The 17,882-nt window shown below is 74.4% G+C and carries 19 protein-coding genes; 12 read left to right on the top strand and 7 right to left on the bottom strand.

All coding sequences use genetic code 11. The features are described from left to right. Positions 1-50: 50 nt before the first annotated feature. From ACNJ93_RS31320 to ACNJ93_RS31335, 4 genes are all read left to right on the top strand, one after another. Positions 51-1,577: an SDR family oxidoreductase gene (locus ACNJ93_RS31320; protein WP_418960836.1), complete on the top strand. Its 1,527-nt coding sequence runs from the start codon at positions 51-53 to the stop codon at positions 1,575-1,577. 429 nt (positions 1,578-2,006) lie between these two features. Next, complete coding sequence (locus ACNJ93_RS31325; protein ID WP_418960837.1) at positions 2,007-2,654, top strand: fasciclin domain-containing protein; 648 nt, start codon at positions 2,007-2,009, stop codon at positions 2,652-2,654. 135 nt (positions 2,655-2,789) lie between these two features. After that, positions 2,790-3,707, top strand: coding sequence for an SDR family oxidoreductase (locus ACNJ93_RS31330; protein WP_418960838.1), 918 nt, complete (start codon positions 2,790-2,792; stop codon positions 3,705-3,707). 191 nt (positions 3,708-3,898) lie between these two features. Continuing rightward, positions 3,899-5,974, top strand: coding sequence for an MMPL family transporter (locus ACNJ93_RS31335; protein ID WP_418960839.1), 2,076 nt, complete (start codon positions 3,899-3,901; stop codon positions 5,972-5,974). Positions 5,975-5,998: 24 nt separating this feature from the next. Here the strand turns inward: ACNJ93_RS31335 and ACNJ93_RS31340 are convergent, their stop codons facing one another. The 3 genes from ACNJ93_RS31340 to ACNJ93_RS31350 form a co-directional block, all read right to left on the bottom strand. Then, the gene (locus ACNJ93_RS31340; RefSeq protein ID WP_418960840.1) at positions 5,999-6,748 is read right to left on the bottom strand and encodes an anti-sigma factor; all 750 of its coding nucleotides are present in this window, start codon (positions 6,746-6,748) and stop codon (positions 5,999-6,001) included. Then, positions 6,745-7,332 (bottom strand): ECF RNA polymerase sigma factor SigK, encoded by a 588-nt coding sequence (sigK, locus tag ACNJ93_RS31345; protein WP_418960841.1) that lies wholly within the window; start codon positions 7,330-7,332, stop codon positions 6,745-6,747. The genes ACNJ93_RS31340 and sigK overlap by 4 nt, the downstream gene beginning before the upstream one ends. Positions 7,333-7,526: 194 nt before the next feature. Next, entirely contained in the window at positions 7,527-7,712 is a 186-nt protein-coding gene (locus tag ACNJ93_RS31350; RefSeq protein WP_418960842.1) for a hypothetical protein, read from the bottom strand. Positions 7,713-7,909: 197 nt separating this feature from the next. On the opposite strand from ACNJ93_RS31350, the gene ACNJ93_RS31355 reads away from it, so the two are divergent. The 6 genes from ACNJ93_RS31355 (at position 7,910) to ACNJ93_RS31380 (ending at position 14,336) form a co-directional block, all read left to right on the top strand. After that, positions 7,910-9,283 (top strand): cryptochrome/photolyase family protein, encoded by a 1,374-nt coding sequence (locus tag ACNJ93_RS31355; protein WP_418960843.1) that lies wholly within the window; start codon positions 7,910-7,912, stop codon positions 9,281-9,283. Between the two features lie 180 nt (positions 9,284-9,463). Then, positions 9,464-10,066 carry a sigma-70 family RNA polymerase sigma factor gene (locus ACNJ93_RS31360; protein WP_418960844.1) on the top strand — a complete coding sequence of 201 codons (603 nt, stop codon included), beginning with the start codon at positions 9,464-9,466 and terminating at the stop codon, positions 10,064-10,066. Between the two features lie 139 nt (positions 10,067-10,205). Beyond that, positions 10,206-11,462 (top strand): NAD(P)/FAD-dependent oxidoreductase, encoded by a 1,257-nt coding sequence (locus tag ACNJ93_RS31365; protein WP_418960845.1) that lies wholly within the window; start codon positions 10,206-10,208, stop codon positions 11,460-11,462. Continuing rightward, on the top strand, positions 11,459-12,211 hold the full coding sequence (locus tag ACNJ93_RS31370) for a DUF1365 domain-containing protein (protein WP_418960846.1): 753 nt from the start codon (positions 11,459-11,461) through the stop codon (positions 12,209-12,211). Before ACNJ93_RS31365 ends, ACNJ93_RS31370 begins: the two co-directional genes overlap by 4 nt. Then, entirely contained in the window at positions 12,208-13,506 is a 1,299-nt protein-coding gene (locus ACNJ93_RS31375; protein WP_418960847.1) for a class I SAM-dependent methyltransferase, read from the top strand. The genes ACNJ93_RS31370 and ACNJ93_RS31375 overlap by 4 nt, the downstream gene beginning before the upstream one ends. A gap of 53 nt (positions 13,507-13,559) precedes the next feature. Continuing rightward, on the top strand, positions 13,560-14,336 hold the full coding sequence (locus tag ACNJ93_RS31380; RefSeq protein WP_418961592.1) for a DUF1295 domain-containing protein: 777 nt from the start codon (positions 13,560-13,562) through the stop codon (positions 14,334-14,336). Between the two features lie 10 nt (positions 14,337-14,346). Here ACNJ93_RS31380 and ACNJ93_RS31385 read toward each other — a convergent pair whose 3' ends face one another. From ACNJ93_RS31385 to ACNJ93_RS31400, 4 genes are all read right to left on the bottom strand, one after another. Continuing rightward, positions 14,347-15,405 (bottom strand): MerR family transcriptional regulator, encoded by a 1,059-nt coding sequence (locus tag ACNJ93_RS31385; protein WP_418960848.1) that lies wholly within the window; start codon positions 15,403-15,405, stop codon positions 14,347-14,349. A gap of 52 nt (positions 15,406-15,457) precedes the next feature. Then, complete coding sequence (locus tag ACNJ93_RS31390; RefSeq protein WP_418960849.1) at positions 15,458-15,895, bottom strand: SRPBCC family protein; 438 nt, start codon at positions 15,893-15,895, stop codon at positions 15,458-15,460. Positions 15,896-16,017: 122 nt separating this feature from the next. Then, the gene (locus tag ACNJ93_RS31395; protein WP_418960850.1) at positions 16,018-16,545 is read right to left on the bottom strand and encodes an aspartate carbamoyltransferase; all 528 of its coding nucleotides are present in this window, start codon (positions 16,543-16,545) and stop codon (positions 16,018-16,020) included. Next, positions 16,532-16,981 carry a MarR family winged helix-turn-helix transcriptional regulator gene (locus ACNJ93_RS31400; protein WP_418960851.1) on the bottom strand — a complete coding sequence of 150 codons (450 nt, stop codon included), beginning with the start codon at positions 16,979-16,981 and terminating at the stop codon, positions 16,532-16,534. Before ACNJ93_RS31400 ends, ACNJ93_RS31395 begins: the two co-directional genes overlap by 14 nt. 128 nt (positions 16,982-17,109) lie before the next feature. On the opposite strand from ACNJ93_RS31400, the gene ACNJ93_RS31405 reads away from it, so the two are divergent. Both ACNJ93_RS31405 and gvpO read left to right on the top strand, forming a co-directional pair. Next, entirely contained in the window at positions 17,110-17,373 is a 264-nt protein-coding gene (locus tag ACNJ93_RS31405; protein WP_418960852.1) for a GlsB/YeaQ/YmgE family stress response membrane protein, read from the top strand. 88 nt (positions 17,374-17,461) lie between these two features. Next, positions 17,462-17,770 (top strand): gas vesicle protein GvpO, encoded by a 309-nt coding sequence (gene gvpO, locus ACNJ93_RS31410; RefSeq protein ID WP_418960853.1) that lies wholly within the window; start codon positions 17,462-17,464, stop codon positions 17,768-17,770. The last annotated feature ends 112 nt before the right edge of the window (positions 17,771-17,882 follow it).

A 17,882-nucleotide genomic window follows, 5' to 3' on the forward strand; every position in this document is an offset into this window, starting at 1 on the left:
AACCGGCACGGAGCGTGTACGCCGCGGCAATCGGTGAAACGGATGAGCGCATGGACAGTCCCAGCCCGGCCGAGGGCGCACTCTGCCTGGTCACCGGCGCGAGCGGCTACATCGGGGGCCGCCTCGTACCCGAGCTGCTCGACAGGGGGTACCGGGTGCGCTGCCTCGCCCGGCACCCGGAGAAGCTCCGCGACTTTCCCTGGGCCGACCGGGTGGAGACCGTACGCGGCGACGTCACCGTCGCCGAGAGCCTCCGCGAGGCGCTCGCCGGCGTCGACGTCGCCTACTACCTCGTCCACTCCATGAGTTCGACGGCGCGCTTCGAGGACGCCGACCGGCTGGCCGCCCGCACCTTCGCCGCCGAGGCCCGGTCCGCCGGGGTCCGGCGCATCGTCTACCTGGGCGGACTGGCCCCGAGGGGAGTGCCGGAGGACGAGCTCTCGCCGCACCTGCGCTCCCGCACCGAGGTGGGCCGCATCCTCCTCGACTCGGGCGTCCCCACCGCCGTCCTGCGGGCGGCCGTCGTCATCGGCTCCGGATCGGCCTCCTTCGAGATGCTCCGGTACCTCACCGAACGGCTCCCCGTCATGGTGACCCCCAGCTGGGTCGGCACCCGCGTCCAGCCCATCGCGGTCCGCGACGTGCTGAGGTACCTGGCGGAGAGCGCGCGCCTGCCCGCCGATGTCAACCGCACCTTCGACGTCGGCGGGCCCGACGTGCTCACCTACCGGGACATGATGGTGCGGTACGCGGAGGTCGCGGGGCTCCGCAGGCGCCTCATCGTGCCCGTGCCGGTGCTCACGCCCAGGCTGTCCAGCCAGTGGATCGGCCTCGTCACACCCGTGCCGGCCTCCCTGGCCCGGCCGCTCACCGAATCGCTCCGGCACGAGGTGGTCTGCACCGAGAACGACATCAGCCGCTTCGCCCCCGACGCCCCCGGGAGGCCCGTCCCGTTCGACGAGGCCCTCCGGCTGGCCCTCCGCCGCGTGCGCGAGGCACGCGTCACCACCCGCTGGTCCTCCGCCTCGCCGCCCGGTGCGCCGAGCGACCCGCTGCCGACCGACCCGGACTGGGCGGGCGGCAGCCTCTACACGGACGAACGCTCCCGCACCGTCGACGCCACCCCCGAGGCGCTGTGGCGGGTCATCGAGGGCGTGGGCGGGGAGAACGGCTGGTACTCGTTCCCGCTCGCCTGGGCCGTCCGCGGCTGGGCCGACCGGCTTGCCGGGGGCGTGGGACTGCGGCGGGGACGCAGGGACGCGGAGCGCCTCCGGGTCGGTGACGCGCTGGACTTCTGGCGCGTCGAGGCGATCGACCGCGGGCGCCTGCTGCGCCTGAGGGCCGAGATGCGCCTGCCGGGCCTCGCCTGGCTGGAGATGGCCGTCGACCGGGACGAGCAAGGCCGGACGTCGTACCGGCAGCGGGCCCTCTTCCATCCCCGGGGCCTCGCCGGTCAGGTGTACTGGTGGGGCGTGGCCCCGTTCCACGCCGTGGTCTTCGGCGGCATGGCCAGGAACATCGCCCGCACCGCCGAGACGGAGAGCGGACGGACGAACGCGGCACCGAGCCGAGGCTGACCGCGCCGCGCGCACGGGTCGCACGGTGACCGTGCGACCCGCCGGTCTCGTGCCCGGGCCGGGGGGACGGGGCAGGCACCCGTCCCGCGACGCTCCCGACGAGCGAGGCGGGGCTGTGCACTGTGGCGGCCCATGGGCCTGCGCGCGCGTATTTCCGCGCCGACGTGACGGCGCGGGAGGCGACGCCCGCCGCTCCCGGGTGCACTCACTCTCGGGAGACAACCGGCGCGGAACGAGCCCTTCGTCACTCGTTCGAGTGACGGGCCCATCCGCCCGGCGGCCGGGGCCGAATGACCGGACGTGAGCATCTTCCGCAGCGGCACCACCGTCCGGACCCGTAACGCCCTTCGTGGCGAAGGTCCGGTCCGGACCGGGCGACCCCGATTCCTGCGGGACCACCGGACGAAGAACCCTCAAGGAGTAACTGTCATGAACTCCCTGCGCATCCGTCGTGGCGCGATCGCCGTGACCGCCGCCGCCCTTCTGCCCTTCTCGCTCGCCGCCTGTTCGGACTCCGACGGCGGCACCAAGGCCGCGGCACCGGCCTCGGCCGCTGCCGACCCGACCACCGCAGGGACCCCGGCGGAGGGCGCCATGGCCGAGGACGCGCCGTTCGGCCCGGCCTGCGCGGGCGTGCCGAAGGAGGGCGCGGGGTCCTTCGACGGCATGGCGAAGGACCCCGTCGCGACCGCCGCGTCGAACAACCCGGCACTCTCCACCCTGGTCGCCGCGGTGAAGCAGGCGGGACTCGTCGACACCCTCAACAACGCGGAGAACATCACGGTCTTCGCGCCGACCGACGACGCCTTCGCCAAGATCCCGAAGGCCGACCTCGACAAGGTCCTCGCCGACAGGGCCACCCTCACCAAGATCCTCACCTACCACGTCGTCGGCATGAAGCTCTCCCCGCAGCAGCTGGAGAACGGCACTTTCGAGACCCTGCAGAAGGGCACGGTCACCACGAAGGGCTCAGGTGAGGACTACACCGTCAACGACACCGCCAAGGTCGTCTGCGGCAACGTGAAGACCGCCAACGCCCACGTGTACATCGTCGACACCGTCCTCATGCCCAAGTAGCGGGGTCCCCGGGGTGCGCCCGAGTGCATCCGGCGCACCCACAGCCGGAGAAGACCGCATGTGCACTCGTTCGAGGCACGGCGCGAGACCGGAACGAGACGTCGGCTCCGCACCCGTCCGACACCGGAGGCCCTCATGGTCCGCTCCTGGAACCCGCGAGGACGTACCGCGGTCGTCACCGGCGCCGCCCGGGGGCTGGGCGCGGGCCTGGCCCGCCGGCTGGCCGGATGCGGCATGCGCGTGGCACTGCTGGGACGGGAGCACGCCACGCTCGCCCTGGTGGCCGAGACGCTCGGCACCGAGAGCCACGTCGTGGAGGTCGACGTCACGGACGACGCGGCGATGGAGCGGGCCGCCGAGGAGGTGACGCGGACGCTCGGCGCCCCGTCGGTCGTCATCGCCAACGCCGGCGTCGCCGAAGGCGGCCCCTTCGAGACCTCCGACCCCGACACGTGGCGGCGGGTGGTGGAGGTCAACCTCGTGGGAAGCGCGGTCACCGCCCGCGCCTTCCTCCCCGGCCTGCGGTCCACCCGCGGCTACTTCCTGCAGATCGCCTCCACCGCCGCCTTCGGCGCGGCTCCGATGATGAGCGCCTACTGCGCCTCCAAGGCGGGCGTCGAGGCGTTCGCCCGCTCCCTGCGGGCGGAGGTGGCCCACCGGGGCGTCGGCGTCGGCGTGGCGTACCTGCACTGGACCGACACGGCCATGGTCCGCGACGTCGACCGTCACGCGGTCCTGCGCGAACTGCGCGGCCACATGCCCGCCCCCGCCCGCCGCGTCCACTCGGTGGACCGGGTCTCGACCTGGCTCGTACGGGGTGTCGCACGGCGCTCCGCGTCCGTCTACGCTCCGCCGTGGCTGCGGCTCGCACAGGCCGGACGGCCGATCTTCCCCCTCGCGGTCGATCTGCAGTCCCGCCGCGAACTGCCCCGGCTCATGCGGGAACACCCCTTCGAGCAGACCGGTCTGCTCGGCGAGGGCGGCCGCATCGAGGAGACGCTGATCGACCGCTCCGCCGCCCGTCGGACGCGAGACGGGCAGACCGGCCGCTGAGCCGTGCGGCCCACGTCGCGTGCCGAGTCCCGGTGGCCCGCATCCGAGGGGTGGCGGTGCGGGGAAGGGAAGATGTCGGCGGACCGGTTCCGTCACGCGGGGAGGCGGGCAGCGATGCCCGTCCGTTCCGCGATTCAACGGTCCCGATCACCAGGACGGTCGATCGGTGAGATCTCCCCGGGGAGGGTTCCATGTCCGCACCCGCGCGCCGGCTGGGCAGACTTCTGCCGCTGCTGGTGCTCGTCGTCTGGTTCGTCGTGGGAGGAGCCCTCGGCCCGTACGCCGGGAAGTTCGGCGAGGTGGCCACCGACGACCAGGCCGCCTTCCTGCCGCGCAGCGCCGAGTCGACCCAGGTCCTGCGCGCCCAGGAGGCGTTCAGGCAGGAGGAGTCCCTGCCCGCCCTCGTGGTCTGGACGGCCGACGGCGGCGGCCGGCTCGGCCCGTCCGCGCCGGCGACCGCCACCCGGGCCCTGGCGTCCCTCACGGGCGCCGACGGCGTGGTCGGCGCACCCTCCCCGGCCTTCCCCTCCGAGGACGGCGAGGCCCTGCGGGGAATCGTCCAGCTGCGCCCCGACCTCGGCGACGAACTGCCCGCGGTCCTGGCGGAGGTGGAGGCCGCTGCCTCCGCCGTGCCGGGGACCGAGACGTGGCTGGCGGGCCCCGCCGCGACGCAGGCGGACCTCGGTGAGGCGTTCGCCGGCATCGACGGCCTCCTGCTCGTCGTCGCGCTGGTGACCGTCCTGGTGATCCTGCTCCTCGTCCAGAGGAGCGTCCTGCTGCCGCTGCTGATCATCCTCGGCGCCGTCTTCGCCCTCGGTCTGGCGTGCGCCGTCGTCTACGTCCTCGCCGACCACGACGTCGTGCGGGTCGACGGCCAGGTCCAGGGGATCCTGTCCATCCTGGTCATCGGGGCGGCCACCGACTACGCCCTGCTGCTGGCGGCCCGCTACCGGGAGGAGCTGGCCGCCCGTGAGGGCGACCGGATGCCCGCGATGCGTGCCGCGCTCGCGCAGTCCTTCGGGCCGATCGTGGCGAGCGCCGCCACCGTCGCCCTCGGCCTGCTCGCCCTGCTGTTCAGCGACCTCACCAACAACCGGGCCCTCGGACCCGTGGGCGCCGTCGGCATCGCCTGCGCCGTGCTGAGCGCGGTGACGTTCCTCCCCGCCGCCCTGGTGCTGCTCGGGCCGGCCGCGTACTGGCCGGCCCGCCCCCGGGCCGCGGCCGACGGCGAGGCGGCCCACCCCGTGTGGCGCAGGGTCGCCACGCTCGTCGACCGCGCCCCGCGCAAGGTGTGGGCCGGCTCCCTGGCGGCCCTGCTCGCCTGCGCCGCCTTCTCGTTCACGCTCGACTCCAAGGGCGTCCCGTTCGACGAGATCTTCGTCGAGGACGCCCCCTCCGTCGCCGCCCAGGCGCGCCTGAGCGAGCACTTCCCGGGCGGTGCCGGCACCCCCGCCGTCGTCATCGCCGACGCCGCGGCCGCGGAGAAGGCACGGACGGCCGCCGCGGGCGTCGAGGGGGTCGACTCCGCGACCCTCTTCGCCGCCCCCGGCGCGCCGCGGCCGCTCGTCGCCGACGGGCGCGTCCGTATCGACGTCACCCTCGCGGACGCGGCGGACTCCGACGCGGCCAGGGACACCGTCGCCGCCCTGCGGACCACGCTGCACGCGGTACCCGGCGCCGACGCCCTCGTCGGCGGAGCCACCGCCCAGAAGTACGACACCCAGCTCACCGCCGAACGGGACAGGACGCTCATCGTTCCCGTCGTGCTCGCCGTCATCCTCGTCATTCTGGTCGGCCTGCTGCGCTCGCTGCTGCTTCCTCTCCTCCTGGTGGCCACCGTCGCGCTCAACTTCCTCGCCACACTGGGGATCTCGGCCCTCGTGTTCGAGCACGTCCTCGGCTTCACCGGGACCGACTCCGCCGTGCCCCTCTACGGCTTCGTCTTCCTGGTCGCCCTCGGCGTCGACTACAACATCTTCCTCATGTCGCGGGTGCGCGAGGAGACGGAGTCGCACGGCACCCGCGAGGGCCTGCGCCGCGGGCTGGTCGCCACCGGAGGGGTCATCACCTCGGCCGGCGTCGTCCTCGCCGCCACCTTCGCGGCCCTGGGCGTCATCCCGCTGGCGTTCCTCGTCCAGATCGCCTTCATCGTGGCCTTCGGCGTCCTGCTCGACACCCTCGTGGTCCGGTCGCTCCTGGTGCCGGCCCTGGTCCGGGACATCGGTTCCACCGTCTGGTGGCCGGGCGCACTCCGCCACCGCCCCTGAGGGGGCGGAGGCGGAACCGGAGCATCAGGACGGGAGAGAGAGGAGGAGCAGCGGCTTCGTGGTGGGCCGGGCGGACCCGCCGGCCGGTTCGACGGTCAGACCGACCGCGGTGGCCTCGGCGGGGTCACCCTCGATGAGGACGGTGCCGTCGGAGTGGACGAGCCCGGCAGGCCGCATCGTGCCCTCGTGGTCGAGCCACAGCTGGTAGGTGCGGCCCTGGGCCGGAGCGGCCAGGCCGGTGGCCGTGAACACGGCCCGGTTGCGCCGCTCGGACGAGACCACCGTGGCGAGGGCGCCGTCGACCGTGCGCCCGTGCACCGCACGTGCGTCGGGCGCGGCCAGCACGTCGCCGACGGCCTCCAGCCGCTGCTCGGCCCGACGGACGTGGAGCTGCGCGTCCTCCGCCTGCCGGTGCTGCCAGGCGGCGAGCCCGGCGAACGACACGGTGGCGGCGATGCTCGCGGCCAGCGCCAGCGGCACCGCCCTGCGCTTCAGCCCGTCGGCGAAGCCGGCCGCGCGAGCGGCGGGGACCTGCGGAGGAAGTTGGCGCACCCCTTCGACGGCGGCCAGGGTCCTCGCCCTGAGACCGTCCGGCGGGTTCTGGGTGACGGCGGCCGCGAGCCGGGCGGCGGTCGCCTCGAACGCGCTCACCTCCGCGCGGCAGTCCTCGCAGTGCGCGAGATGGGCGGCGAACTCGTCCCGCTCGGCGCCGTCGAGGGCGTGGAGCGCGTACGCGGCGCCGAAGGCGTGGAGGTCGCCGTGCTGCTGTTTCACGAGGGCACCCCCATGCAGTCGCGGAGTCGGATCAGCCCGTCGCGCATGCGTGTCTTGACGGTGGGAAGCGGGGTCTGCAGGCTTTGGGCGACTTGACGGTAGGTCAGCCCCCGGTAGTAGGCGAGGGTGACGGCCTGGCGCTGGAGTTCGGTCAGGCCGCGCAGGCATCGGCGCACCCGCTCGCTCTCCAGCCGGGTCTCGACCTGCTCGGCGACCTCGTCGAAGGCGGTGGCGTGCTCGCGTGCCGCCTGGGCGCGCTCCCGGTCGGAGGCTGCCTGGGCGGACCGGACACGGTCCACGGCGCGCCGGTGGGCGATGGTCGCCGCCCAGGTGGTGACGCTCCCGGCCGCGGGCTCGTAGCGGGCGGCCTGCCGCCACAGGTCGATCATGACCTCCTGGGTGACCTCCTCGGTCTGGGCCCGGTCGCGCACCACCCGCAGGACGATGCCGAACACCAGGGGCGCGAGGGCGTCGTAGAGCGTGGTGAAGGCGTGCTTGTCGCCCCGGGCGACCTGCCGCATCACGTCGGCGAGGTCCCCTCGGGCGCCGGGCCCGGGGACACCGGAGGGGAGGGGGCGCGTCATCGGCCCGGCTCCGGTCGCCGGGACGGGGCGGAGACGTCCGGGGCGGTCGTTCTGGGGGAGGGGGGCCCTTGCATGCTGATCCTCACGGGCGGGGCGGGTGGCGTCGGCCTTCTCGGCGAAGGACGGCGCGGAGCCTGCGGACGGCTCCCGCACGTACTTCGGCGCGGACGGCGCGACGGATGGTCTCGGTCCGGTCACGACGGCGCCCCGGGGACGGACAGGGCGTCCCCGCCGGCCACCGCCGTCGCCGCGGCCGCCACGGGCGCGCTCGGGCGGATCCTCACCGTCCGGGCCACCGCCGGCACCGGACAGGTCCAGACCGAGCGGCGCAGCGGGACCACCCCCGACGGGGCGAGCGGCCACCACGGCGTCTTCGTCACCGTCGTGTAGGCCCCGTCGCAGGCCGGCCGTGGCTCTCCCCGTCGCGGCGCGCGGGCATCCTCCGACCCGGCGAACCAACCGGCCCGCGCGCATCCGGCACCCCGCAGAACGGGGAACCGCAGATGCAGGAGTGCCCCACCAGTACCCCGGCGCGGCGCCGCGCGTCCGTGGCCGGCGGCCGAGCAGGGAGAGCGCGATGACCGTCTCCGTCGTTCTGTACACCTCCGACCTCAGGGTCCACGACCATCCGCCGCTCAGGGCAGCGACCCAGGGGGCGGAAGAGGTCGTCCCGGTGTTCGTCCGCGACCCGGCCGTCGACCGCGCGGGCTTCGCCGCGCCCAACCGGTTGGCCTTCCTGGCGGACTGCCTGGAGGACCTCGACCGGGCCATGCGGGAGCGGGGCGGCCGTCTCGTGCTGCGGGAGGGCGACACCGTCTCCGAAGTGCGGGCGCTGGTACGTCAGATCGACGCCGACGAGGTCCACATGGCCGCGGGCGTGACGGCCTTCGCCCGGCGGAGGGAGGCCCGTCTGCGCCGGGCGCTGGAGGAGGACGGCTGTCGCCTGTACGTGCACGACGGCGTCGTCACCGTCGTCCCGCCCGGCGACGTCCTCCCGCAGGGTTCGGACCACTTCGCCGTCTTCACGCCCTACTTCCGGCGCTGGGCCGCCGAACCGATCCGGGCCCCCTTCGCCGCCCCGAGGAGGCTGCGCGTGCCCTCGGGCGTGCGCTCCGAGCCGATCCCGCGGCGCTCCGCCGTCGCGGGCGTCTCCCCGGGTCTCCCCGTGGGAGGGGAGAGCGAGGGCCGCAAGCGGCTCGGTTCGTGGCTGACCGGCCGCCTCGGCACGTACGACGACGGTCACGACGACCTGGCGGGCGACGCCACCTCCCGTCTCTCGCCCTACTTCCACTTCGGCGCCCTCTCCGCCACCGAGGCGGTCCACCGGGCGCGCGGGCGGGGCGGGCAGGGCGCCGACGCGTTCGTGCGGCAGCTGTGCTGGCGGGACTTCCACCACCAGGTGCTGGCCGCGCGCCCCCGGGCGGCCGAGGCCGACTACCGGTCCCGCCCTGGGCGCTGGCGGGTGGGCGCGGACGCCGAGGCGGACCTCGCCGCCTGGCGCGAGGGACGCACCGGCTATCCGGTCGTCGACGCGGCCATGCGTCAGCTGGCCCACGAGGGATGGATGCACAATCGCGGCAGGCTGATCACCGCCTCCTTCCTGTCGAAGACCCTCTGCATCGACTGGCGCGAAGGGGCGCGTCATTTCCTCGGCCTGCTGGTGGACGGCGATGTCGCGAACAACCAGCTCAATTGGCAGTGGGTGGCGGGCACCGGCACGGACACCCGGCCCAACCGCGTCCTCAACCCCGTGGCGCAGGCCAAGCGGTACGACCCCGACGGCGGCTACGTCCGCCACTGGGTCCCCGAGCTCGCGGGCCTCGACGGACCGGCCGTCCACGAGCCCTGGCGCCTGGCCGGACTCGACCGGGCGGCCCTCGACTACCCGGACCCGCTGGTCGGGCTTCGGGAGGGTCTGGCGCGCTTCCGGGAGCTGCGCGGATCCGCGTGATCCGTGAGCCCACAACGTCGCGGTACTCGTTTTCGATGCGCAACCGATGCGAGTTGTGGCGAAGTGTGCCGGGGACGGAGCGTGAGGGGCAGCGGGGCCGCTGAGGCCCCGGCGCCGCCGGTCCCACGGCGGCGGCACCGCCGGTGGACGCCCGCGCCACCACGCCGAGGAGGAAGCGTCATGACCGCACACCGGACGACCGGAACCCTCGCCCCCACCGTCGGTGACGCGTCGGCGGAAACAGATGAGCGGCTCGCCCGCGGCCTGATCGGAGGCGACGAGCACTGCCTGGCCGCCGCCTACCAGCGCTGGGGCCGCCTGGTCCACACCCTGGCGGCCCGCGCCCTGGGCGACCCGCGCGAGGCGGAGGACGTCACCCAGCAGGTGTTCGTCGCCGCCTGGCGAGGCCGGGCCACCTACCGTCCCGAACGAGGCACTCTGCCGGCCTGGCTCACCGGCATCACCCGACGCAAGATCGCCGACGCCCTGACCGCCCGCACCCGCCGCACCGAGCTCGCGGCGACCCTCGGCGGCGTCCTGGAGCACGAGGACCGGACGAGCGAGGCGCCCGAGCGGATCCTCGACCGGATGCTCCTCACCGAGGAACTGTCCAGGCTGCCCCGCGTCCAGCGAGACGTCCTGGAACTCGCCTACTTCGCCGACCTGACGCAGACCCAGATCGCCGACCGCACCGGCATGCCGCTCGGCACGGTCAAGAGCCACGCCCGCCGCGGCCTCCAGCGCATGCGGCACAGCCTCGACATGGCCGGCGCCGGCCTCTGACCGGCCCGGTCCGACCGCCCGCCCGCCGGGTCGACGGGTGAGGCCGTCCGGCCGCCGCACGCGACCGCCCCCTGACCCATCCGCCCGGCCGGGGGCTCCGAACGGACCGACAGCAGCAGCCACACAAGGAGGGAGAACGATGACCGGACGCAGCGTCGCCGTGGTGGGGGCGGGAGTGGCGGGCCTCACCGCGGCCCACTTCCTGTCCCGCACGCACGACGTGGTGCTGTACGAGTCGGAGGACCGGCTCGGCGGCCACGCGCACACCCACGAACTGCCCGCCGCCGAGGGCGGCACGCTCCACGTCGACACCGGCTTCATCGTCCACAACGAGCGCACCTACCCGCATCTCCTACGCCTTTTCAGCGAGTTGGGGGTCGTCACCCAGGACGCCGAGATGAGCATGTCGGTCCGCTGCGAGGGCTGCGGCCTGGAGTACGCCGGCGCGCGAGGCATCCGCGGGCTCCTGGGCGGCGGCAGCGCCCGCCGGGGCCGGCACCTGCGGATGCTCGCCGACGTCCCCCGCTTCCACCGGGCCGCCCGCGGCCTGCTCGCGGCCGACGACATGACCCTCACCCTGGGCGGCTTCCTCCGCGCCCACCGCTTCTCCGCGCACTTCGTCAGCCACTTCGCGATCCCCCTCGTCTCCGCCGTCTGGTCCTGCGCCCCCGACACGGCCCTGCGGTACCCCGCCGCGTACCTCTTCCGCTTCCTCGACCACCACGGGCTCCTCTCGGTGACCGGGTCCCCGCAGTGGAAGACCGTCGTGGGCGGATCCGCGGCCTACGTCGCACGCGTCGCCAAGCAGATCGCCTCCGTACGGACCGCCACCCCGGTCCGCGCGGTCGTCCGCGGCAGCGACCGTGCCACGGTCGTCACCGCGGACGGCGAGTCCGCCGAGCACGCCGCCGCCGTCATCGCGGTCCACCCCGACCAGGCCCTGCGGCTCCTCGCCGACCCCACCGAGCAGGAACGGCGGGTCCTCGGCGCCTTCACCTACTCCCGCAATCCGACCGTCCTGCACCGCGACACGAGGCTCCTGCCGCGCTCGCCGCACGCCCGCGCCTCCTGGAACTACCTCCTGCCCTCGTGCACCGCCCGCCCGGGAGCCGTCCAGGTCAGCTACGACATGAACCGCCTCCAGCGACTCCGTACCAGCGAGCCGCACATCGTCACCCTGAATCCCGGCGACCGCGTCGACGCCTCGACCGTCCTGGCCCGCATGACGTACGAACACCCCGTCTACACGCCGGAGTCCGTCGCGGCCCAGCGCCTCCTGCCCACCCTCCGCACCGCCGTCACCGCCTACGCGGGCGCCTACCACGGCTGGGGCTTCCACGAGGACGGCTGCCGGTCGGGCGTCGCCGCCGCCCGTCACCTGGGAGCCGTGCGATGACGGCCGCCGCCGGCCCGCCACCCCTTCCGGCCCTGTACGAGACGGAGATCGCCCACACGCGCGTCACTCCGCTCCGTCACTCGCTGCGCCACCGCACCTACATGTGGCTGGTCGACGTCGACGACCTGCCCGTCCTTCCCCGGCTTCTGCGCCCCCTCGCCCGCTTCGACCCGGCCGACCACTTCGACGGCGACGCCCCCACCCTCCGGGCCGGGCTCGACGCCTGTCTGGCCGCGCACGGCGTACGAGGCGCGGACGGCCGGGTCCTGATGCTCGCCCACGCGCGTGTGCTGGGTCACGTCTTCAACCCGCTCACCCTGTACTGGTGCCACGACCGCGCGGGCCGTCCCGTCTGTGTCGTCGCCGAGGTGCACAACACGTACGGCGGACGCCACACCTATCTGCTGCACCCGGACGCACAAGGCCGCGCCGAGACCGCCAAGGTCTTCTACGTGTCGCCGTTCCTCGACGTCGAGGGCGTCTACCGCATGAGGCTGCCGGTCCCCGGCGACCGCCTCGACCTGACCGTCCAGCTCCGTCACACGGACGGCACCCGCCCGCTGACCGCCACCGTCCGCGGCACGCGGCGCTCCGCCCGCCCCCGGGCGCTGCTCGCCGCCGTGCTCCGTCACCCCTGGGCGACCGCCGCCGTCTCCCTCGGCATCCGCCGGCACGGCGTCCACCTCTACCTCAAGGGCCTGCGCGTCCGGCCCCGGAGCGCCCCTACCCCGAAGGAAGGCACCCCGTGAGCCTCTCGTCCCCTCCGTCCGCCGGGCGTGTCCAGGCCGACCCGGACCGCTGGCCCGACGTCGCCCGCCCGCCGCGCGCCTCCGCCGCGCGCACCGCCCTGGCCCGCCTGCTCGTGCGGCGCGCGTTCGCGCGGCTGCCCCTGCGCATACGAACGGGCCACGGCGCGCTCCTCGCGGGCCCGCGCACGGGCGACGGCAGCACGGTGCCGACGCTCACGCTCCACGACCCGGACGCCTTCCACCGCCGGATCGCCGCCGACGGGCTGATCGGCTTCGGGGAGTCGTACATGGCCGGCGAGTGGGACGCCGACGACCTCGTCGGCGCCCTCACCGTCCTCGCCCGCCACGTCGACGACCTCGTCCCCGCACCGCTGCAGCGGTTCCGAGGCGCCTGGGTGCGTCGCAGACCGCGAGCCGACCTGAACACGCCCGACGGGGCACGCGCGAACATCCGACGCCACTACGACCTCTCCAACGAGCTCTTCGCCCTGTTCCTCGACCCCGGGCTCAGCTACTCCTCGGCCGTCTTCGACCCCCTCCCGCACGCCTCGGACGTCCTCCCCGACACGGCTTTCACCGCGGCCCAGCACCGCAAGATCGATCTCCTGCTCGACCTGGCGGGCACCGGTCCGGGCACCGAACTGCTGGAGATCGGCACCGGCTGGGGCGAGCTCGCCATCCGCGCCGCGGCCCGCGGTGCCCGCGTGCGCACGGTCACCCTGTCCGAGGAACAGCTCGCCCTGGCCCGCCGTCGCGTCGCCGAGGCCGGCGTCGCCGACCGCGTCACCGTCGAACTCCTCGACTACCGCCACGTCCGGGGGTGCTACGACGCGGTCGTGAGCGTCGAGATGATCGAGGCCGTGGGCGCCGAGTTCTGGCCGGACTACTTCACCGCGCTCCGCCGTCTCCTCGCCCCCGGCGGCCGCGTCGCGTTGCAGGCCATCACCATGCCGCACGCAAGGATGCTCGCCACCGCGCGCACCCACACCTGGATCAGCAAATACGTCTTCCCCGGCGGCCTCATCCCCTCCCCGGAGGCCCTCGCCCGCGAGAGCGCCGCCGCCGGGCTGCGCATCACCCACGACACGGGGTACGGCGACCACTACGCCGAGACCCTCCACCAGTGGCGCGCACGCTTCCGCCGTGAGGAGGCCGCCGTGACGGCCCTCGGCTTCGACCCCGTCTTCCGGCGCATGTGGGACCTCTACCTCGCCTACTCCGAGGCCGGATTCCGCTCCCGCTCGCTCGACGTACGCCAACTGCGGCTCGTCGCCGACACGGGGGCGTCCCGGTGAGCTCCGCCCTCGGCCCGGTTCTGGCCGCCTCCGCGGCCACCGCGCTCACCGTCATGCTGGTGACCTTCGCGGTCGGCACCGTGCGACGACTGCACCGGATCGTCGACGTCGCCTGGGGGATCGCCTTCGCGTCCGTCGCGGCCGTGGCCTGGTTCCTGGCGGCCGGGCACGGCGACGACGTCCGCCGGACCGCCGTCGCGCTCGCCACCGTCGTGTGGGGGCTGCGGCTCGCGGTCCACATCGCCCGGCGGGGACGCGGTCAGGGGGAGGACCCGCGGTACGCGCGGATGCTCGCGCGCTCTCGCGGCAACCCCACCCTCCACGCCCTGTGGAAGGTCTACCTGCTCCAGGGCGCGCTGGTCTGGCTCGTGTCCCTCCCCGTCCAGGTCGCGGTCCTGCTGCCCCAGCCGCCGGACGCGGCAGCGGTCGTCGGCCTCGCGGTGTGCGCGGCCGGCTTCGCCTTCGAGGCGGTGGGGGACCACCAGCTCGCCCGCTTCAAGGCGGATCCGGCGAACCGGGGACGCGTCATGGACCGGGGCCTGTGGAGCTGGACCCGCCACCCCAACTACTTCGGCGACTTCCTCGTCTGGTGGGGCCTCTACCTCACGGCCTGCGCCACCTGGCGGACCGCGCTGCTCACCGTGGTCTCCCCCCTGGTCATGAGCGCCCTGCTCATCTGGGGCAGCGGCAAACGGCTCCTGGAGGCCCACATGGCGGACCGGCCGGGGTACGCCGCCTACCGGGCGCGCACGAGCGGCTTCCTCCCCCGGCCGCCCCGGCACCGGCCGGCCGACGAACCGGGCCGACGGGTGAGCCGGCCTCGTCCTTGAGGGGCGGGGCTCAGCGTCCGGTGCCTCCGACCCGCGCCTCGTCCTCCCCCGTCCCGCCGTAGAGCCGGGAGACGATGCCCAGCGCCTCGCGCAGGCCGGTAGGGCGGACCATGCCCGGAGCGGGCGTCCGGCCGAGCCAGCCGGGGCCCGCGAGAAGGACCAGGGGAGCGGTGCGTGCGCCTCGCACCCCGAACGCGGTTCCCGCGACGTGGCGCGCCAGCGCGTGGTTCGCGGTGGAGCGGGCCTGGGACCAGAGGACGACGGCGGCCGGCCCGGACCGTCGCACCGCCGCGTCGAGGGCCTCGGCGGGCACGGCCGCGCCGAACATCCGGGTCGGCAGGCCCCGTTCGGCGAGGCCGGCGGCGAGCGCCTCCAGGGGCAGTGTGTGCTGCTCCGACGGCACGCAGGCCAGCACGACGGGAGACGCTGCGGAAACGGCCTCCGGTCCGGTGACGGCGGCCCGCCGCAGCGCGGTGGAGATGTGCCAGGAGAGCAGGTGCTCCACCTCGACGTAGCGGTCGCCGGAGGACTCCCACTTCCGGCCCACCGCGTGCAGCGTCGGGGCCATGATCTCCTCCCAGGCGGCGACGAGCCCGTGCTCCGCCAGCGCCGCCCGGAGCAGTGCCTCCATCACCGGTCCGTCGAGGCGCACGGCGGCCCGGGCGAGCCCGCGGCACTCGTGCCGCACGTCGCCGAGCGGCAGGCCGCTGCCGTCCGTCGTCCGCCGGGCGGTCTCCGTCGCCGGCGTCGTCGTGGCGGACCCGGCCGGTTCGGCGAGGGCCGCGGCCGGAGGACCACCGGCGGTCTCGCCGCCGCGGTCCCGTACGGCCGGGGGACGCACCTGCCGGGCGGCCCGTGCCGCTTCGGCGGGCGGCACCCCCGACGACGTCAGGCGGCACATCTCCTCCAGCATCGCCACGTCCTCGGGGCTCCACCGCCGGTGCCGCCCGTCCGCGCGGGCGGCGGGCCCGATCCCGTACCGCCGGTCCCATGAGCGCACGGTGGTGGGGGAGACACCCAGGCGGCGGGCCACGGCGCCCGTGGTGATCCCGTGAGCGGTGTCGTTCATGCTCCCACCGTACGATGCGCAAACGATGCGAGCCGACGGCCCCTGTGGATGCTCAGGAGCGCCACGCCTCCGCGGCCGCCGGAAGGCGGGTGACCACCCCGTCGGCCAGCCGCTCGAACTCGCCGCGCAGGAACGGCGCGGCCAGCCGGGCCAGGCCCTTGAACCTCAGCGACGCCCGATAGGTCAGCCGCGTCGCCGTTCCCTCCTCGGCGAACCGGAGGTCGTCCCGCGCGGTGACCGTGCTGTTCTCCCCGACGAACATCAGCCGGGCGCGCTCCCGCACGACGAGTTCGTACCGCAGCTCGGTCGTGCGGCCACGGAACCGCGACGTGTTCCGCCATCGCGCTCCCGCCCGTACCGGACCGCTGTCGAGACGCACGCACCGGACGGTGCCGGGGTCCCATTCCTCGGTGCGGCCGAAGTCCTCCAGATAGGCCACGACCTCGGCCAGGGGACGCTGCACCACGATCACCCGCTCCACACCGACCACCGCACGGCCCTCCTTCCCGCGTGTCACCGGAGCTCAGGGACGGCACCGGTCACCGATGCTTCCGGCCGGGCGTGGGCACCGGATGCACCGGGCCTCCGTGCGACGCGGAGACGCGTCCGTCGTCAGTGGCCGGACTCGGCGTGCGCGCCGTGGTCGCCGATCTGAGCCTCGAACCAGTCGTGCAGGGCGTCGACCAGCGCGGCGTCCTCGGTGGTGTAGGTCAGCGTGGCTCCATCGGCGCGCTCCTGGTAGCGCACGTCGACGCGGTCGTGCCCGCTCCGCAGTGCGACGAGGCCCGGCATGTCGTCGCCGTGGATCCGGGCCGGGTCCGCGAAGTCCCCCCGGCCGAACGCCTCCGCCTCCTTGCGCAGGTGGGCGCGTATCAGACGGACCTGCTCCGAGTCGCCCCGCCGGTCGGCCACGACATCCTGGACGCCGCCGGCGGCCGTGGGGGTGAAGCGGTGGGTGGTCCGCTCGAGGTCGAACGGCATCACGGTCGCGCCCCGCTCGGCCACCGACGCCTGCCGCTCGGTCCGGTCCTCGCCCGGTTCCCGCTCCGAGCCGCCCGCCGCCAAGGTGACGGCCGCCACCACGCCGACGAGCACCACACCAGCGCCCGCCACCAGGGACCCGCGTCTACTGCTCTTCATCCCATGCCTCCACCATCACGTCGAGGGCGTGCAGGACGCCCGCTCTCTCATGGGCCGGTATCGCGTCGAGCAGCCGGGAGAACCGCTCCCGGCGCGCCTCGGCGAGGCTCGTCGCCGCCCGCTTTCCCGAAGGCGTGAGTCGCAGGACCACGCCGCGTCCGTCGTCGGGGGCCGGGGCGCGTTCCACCCACCCGCGGGCGGACATCTGGCCCACGAGCCGGCTCACCGTGCTCTTCTGCAGCCGCAGGCGACGGGCGAGTTCGACCTGACGCGTCTCGCTCTCCCGCGCCAGCTCGCCCAAGGCGTGCGCCTCGGAGACCGAGAGGGGCCGGCCGCAGGGGGTCGAGTCCGGCCGGTGCAGTCCGAAGGCCCGGACGAAGCTGCCCACCGCCTCCTGGAGAGCGGCCGGGTCGTCAACTCTGTGATCCCTGGACATGGTTCGACCGTACAACCAGATGGTTCGACAGCACAACCAGTCCTCGAATCGGTGGCGTAGCGCGGGACGCATCGGGCAGGCGAAAAGGGTCCAGTCGGGTACGAACGCACCTCAAGGAGGCTGAAGACATGGAGATTTCGGGGATCCTGAGCGCGCTGGTGATCGGTACGGTCGTCGGGGTGCTGGGGCGTTGGCTGCTGCCCGGGCGGCAGCACATCGGAGTGCTGTGGACGATCGTCGTCGGCATCGCCGCCGCGCTGGTCGGAACGGCGATCGCGCGGAGCGCGGGCCTGGCGGACACCAACGGTGTGGACTGGGTCGAGTGGCTGATCCAGATACTCCTCGCGGCGCTCGGTGTCGCCGCGCTGTCGCGGGTGAAGGCCCTGAACTGACGTTCGGCGGACCGCACTCGGCCCGAGGCCGTCGGGCGGACGCCGGTTTGGGTCCGTCGGCGGCGGTCATACGCTCCAGGAGGAAGTCATGCCCGATTCACCCGAATACGGCACGGAGAAGGCGAACGAAGCGGAGCCGTTGCCCGTCGCCGGTGTGATCCGAGCGGCGACGGAGCAGCTGTCGCAGTTGCTCGCGCAGCCGGCCGAGGCGGTCAGCTCGTGCGCACAGGACGACGACGGCGGCTGGCGGCTGTCCGTGGAGGTCCTCGAACTGCGCCGGGTGCCGGACACGATGAGCCTGCTGGCCTCGTACGACGTGGACGTCGACGGGCGCGGCCGGATCGTCGGATACCGGCGTACCCGCCGCTACGAGAGAGGCCGTGCGGACGGCCGTTGAACCCGAAGAACCCGAGAGCGCAGGGCCGTCCGGCGTGCTGCTCGTCGCCGGCGGCCACCTGCCTCGCCGGTCCCGGAGGCGGTCCGTGAGCGGACGCGGCCGCGTCGCTCGC

This window comes from Streptomyces tritici (genome assembly GCF_048500665.1).
GTDB classification, from domain to species: domain Bacteria; phylum Actinomycetota; class Actinomycetes; order Streptomycetales; family Streptomycetaceae; genus Streptomyces; species Streptomyces tritici.